Annotated in this window: 3 protein-coding genes; all 3 read right to left on the reverse strand. The window is 61.5% G+C overall.

Annotated features, from left to right (window positions below; translation table 11 throughout):
* A partial coding sequence (locus ACR0AU_RS21855) for an iron-containing alcohol dehydrogenase (RefSeq protein ID WP_170734256.1) occupies positions 1–1,098 on the reverse strand: 1,098 nt, incomplete at its 3' end.
* A 67-nt stretch (positions 1,099–1,165) separates the two neighbouring features.
* Positions 1,166–2,548: an aldehyde dehydrogenase family protein gene (locus ACR0AU_RS21860; protein ID WP_170734257.1), complete on the reverse strand. Its 1,383-nt coding sequence runs from the start codon at positions 2,546–2,548 to the stop codon at positions 1,166–1,168.
* A gap of 128 nt (positions 2,549–2,676) precedes the next feature.
* On the reverse strand, positions 2,677–4,026 hold a 1,350-nt coding region (locus ACR0AU_RS21865; RefSeq protein WP_480439638.1), incomplete at its 5' end, for a glutamine synthetase family protein.

The raw sequence follows: 4,026 nt of genomic DNA on the forward strand, positions 1-4,026 counted from the left end.
GATCGGATTCCCTCCGCATGAGGGGTCGATGATTGCGCCTTGGACCAGTTCGGGGATGGCGGCTTTGGTGACGCCGAGGTCGGAGAGATTGCGGGGGATGGCGAGGCTGTCGTTGAACTCTTGCACGAAGCTGCGGAAGCCGTCGAAGCCGCCGTCGATGCCCAGATAGGCGGCGGCTTGCTGGAAGCGGTCGGCGATGACTGGCGCGTTGAACTCGAGCACGGCGGGCATGCAGACCGCGTTGGTGGTGCCGTGGTGGGTGTTGAACACCGCGCCGACGGGGTGGCTCATGGCGTGGATGGCGCCTAGGCCTTTCTGGAAGGCGGTGGCCCCCATCGCCGCCGCGCTCATCATCTGGGCGCGGGCTTCGATGTCGGTGCCGTCCGCATAGGCACGTGGCAGGTAGTCCTTGACCAGCCGCATCCCTTCCAGCGCGATGCCCTGAGACATCGGGTGGTAATGCGGGCTGCTGAACGCCTCGACACAATGCGCGAACGCATCCAGACCGGTGCCTGCGGTGATGAACTTGGGCATGCCCACCGTCAGCTCGGGGTCGCAGATCACCACGGTCGGCAGCACCTTGGGATGGAAGATGATCTTCTTGGCGTGGGTTTCAGAATTGGTGATGACGCTGGCGCGCCCCACTTCGGACCCGGTCCCGGCAGTTGTGGGGACGGCGATGATCGGCGCGATGGCATCGGCATCCGCTCGGGTCCACCAATCGCCGATGTCCTCAAAGTCCCAGACCGGGCGCGTCTGACCACACATGAAGGCGACCATCTTGCCCAGATCCAGCCCCGAGCCGCCGCCAAAAGCGATCACCCCGTCATGGCCGCCCGCGTTATAGGCCGCAACACCGGCCTCGAGGTTCTGTTCATTGGGGTTCGGGTCCACATCCGCGAACAGACCCCGGCCCAGACCGGCGGTCTCCATGATATCCAGCGTCGCGGTGGTGATCGCCAGGTCGGCCAGCCCCTTGTCGGTGACCAGCAGCGGCTTCTTCATGCCGGCCGCAGCACAGGCTTCGGGTAATTCATTGATCCGCCCGGCCCCGAATTTGATTGCGGTTGGATAAGACCAGTTTCCAACAAGTGACATGTTTGCTTTCCTTCGTGTCAAAAGGCCTGCCCCGGCGAGGGGGTCATTCCGAGGCAGGCCGGCGTCCTTAGCCCGTGACCTTTTTCAGGTGATAGGATTTGGGACGTGTCAGGTTGTGATAGCCAATGACCGAGAGACCGCCGCCGCGCCCGGTATTCTTGCAGCCGGTCCAACACAGGCCGGGATCCAGATAATCGGCGCGGTTCATGAAGACGGTGCCCGTCTCAATCTGGTCGCCCACGCGGGCCGCGCGATCCAGATCGCGGGTCCAGAGGCTCGCTGTCAGGCCAAACGCGCTGTCATTCATCAGCCGGATGGCCTCATCATCCGTGGACACTTTCATGATGCCCACTACCGGGCCAAAGCTTTCATCCCGCATCACCCGCATGTCATGGGTGACATTGGTCAGGATCTGCGGCGTCAGATATGCGCCGCCATCATCCTCGGGGAAGATGTCGATATGGGCCACCGCACCAGCCTCGACCGCCTCGGCAATCTGCGCCCGTACCTCATCGGCAAAGCGCACATTGGCCATCGGGCCAATGGTGGTCTCAGCGTCCAGCGGATTGCCCAGCTTATAGCCCTTCACGATCTCCACCGCCCTGGCGACGAAGTCGTCATACAGGCTTTCATGCACATAAATCCGCTCGATCCCGCAGCAGCACTGGCCCGCGTTGAACATTGCCCCGTCGATCAGCGTCTCAACCGCCGCCTCCAGATCGGCATCGTCCATCACATAACCCGGATCCTTGCCGCCCAACTCAGTCCCGACGCCGGTAAAGGTGCCCGCCGCCGCGCGCTCCATCGCCTGGCCGCCGCCGACCGAGCCGGTGAAGTTCACGAAGTCGAACGCATTGCCCGCGATCAGATCGTTGGTCACGTCATGGCTCAGAAAGACATTCTGGAACACGTCTTCGGGCACACCCGCTGCATGGAAGGCCTGCGCCATACGCTCGCCCACCAGCAGGGTCTGCGTGGCGTGTTTCAGGATCACCGTATTACCCGCGATCAGCGCCGGGGCCACCGTGTTGATCGCCGTCATGTAGGGGTAGTTCCACGGCGCCACCACAAACACCACCCCATGCGGGATACGCTTGATATAGCGCTTGAATGTCTCATCCTCACCCACCGCGATATCAGCCAATGCGCTTTCGGCAATCCCGGCCATATGGCTTGCGCGCTCGTTGAAGCCGCCGAACTCACCGCCATAGCGCACCGGGCGACCCATCATATGCGCCAACTCGGGCACGATTTCCTCATTCATCGCGCCGACAGCAGCCACACCCGCCATCACAAGATCAATGCGTTCCCGCAAGGGCCGCGCCGCCCAAGCCGCCTGTGCGGCCCGCGCCCGGCCCGCAACCTCAAACGCGGCCTCCCGCGACAACACCTCGCGCTCGGCAAAAACCGACCCATCAATCGGCGAGACACATTGCAACATCTGCCCCATAGTCACTCCATCTCTAAAGAGAGCAGGATCCCTGCTTCATCTGGCCATAAATATCTCGGGGGCCGCCATTGGTGCGCCATTGGTTCGAGCGCCAATGGCGGCGGGGCTGGCCCCTCGCTTTCACCCTCTCAAGCCCGCTCGAACCCGCGGGCAATTTCCCAATCGGTCACCACGCGCTCAAACTCTTCGATCTCAACCTCGGCCGCGCGCGCATAGTGATCGACAACGTCATCTCCCATTGCAGCCCGCAACATCGCCGAGCCATGCAGCGCATCTCGCGCCGCGCGCAGATTGCCCGGGATCATCCCCGTCTCTCCCTGATAGACGTCGCCCGTGGTCGGCGGCTGCAACTCCAGCCCTTCTTCGATCCCAGCGATCCCCGCCGCCAGCATCCCAGCCATCGCCAGATAGGGGTTCATATCCGAGCCCGGGATACGGCATTCCACCCGCACCGCCTTGGTGCCGTCACCGCACAGACGGAACCCGGCGGTGCGGTTGTCCACCGACCAGATGATCCGCGTCGGCGCAAAGGTCCCCTTCATGAACCGCTTGTAGCTGTTGATGTAGGGCGCCATGAAACAGGTGTAATCGGCGGCGTATTTCAAAAGACCCGCCATGTAGCTTTTCATCACATCCGACATGCCGAGCGGATCTTTTTCGTCGAAAAAGATCGGCCGCCCCTCGGACCAGAGCGACTGATGCACGTGGCTGGAACTGCCCACTTTCTCATGATGCCATTTCGGCAGGAAGGTCGCGGCATGCCCATGCTGCCAGGCAATCTCTTTCACCGCGTTCTTGGCGATCGAGTGATACTCGGCCGTCTCCATCGCAGGCGCATATTTGATGTTCAGCTCTTCCTGCCCGGTCTCGGCCTCACCTTTCGTGTTCTCGACCGGTATCCCCGCATCCCACAGATGGTTGCGGATCGGGCGCATCACATGCTCTTCCTTAGTGGTCTGAAGGATGTGATAGTCTTCGTTGTACCCCGAGATCGGCTCAAGGTCGCGAAAGCCTTCCTTGCGGATCTGATCAAAGCTTTTCTCGAACAGGAAAAACTCCAGCTCGGTGGCGCACATCGCGTCATAGCCCATCGCCTTCAGCCGGTTCACCTGACGTTTCAGGATCGAGCGCGGCGCGTGTGGCACTTCTTCATGCGTGTGATGATCCAGCACATCGCACATCACCATCGCCGTGCCTTCCAGCCACGGCACCAGACGCAGCGTGCTCAGATCCGGCTTCATCACATAATCGCCATAGCCCCGCTCCCAACTGGTCGACGCATACCCATCCGGCGTCCCCATCTCGAGATCCGTCGCCAGCAGATAGTTGCAGCAATGCGTCTCTTCCCACGCTCCCGCAACAAAATGACCCGCATGAAACCGCTTCCCCATCAAACGGCCCTGAAGGTCAACCAGACAAACCAATACCGTATCAATCTCGCCAGACGAAACCTCAGCCTTCAAATGCTCAAATGTCAG

This window comes from Ruegeria sp. CG1 (genome assembly GCF_056537265.1).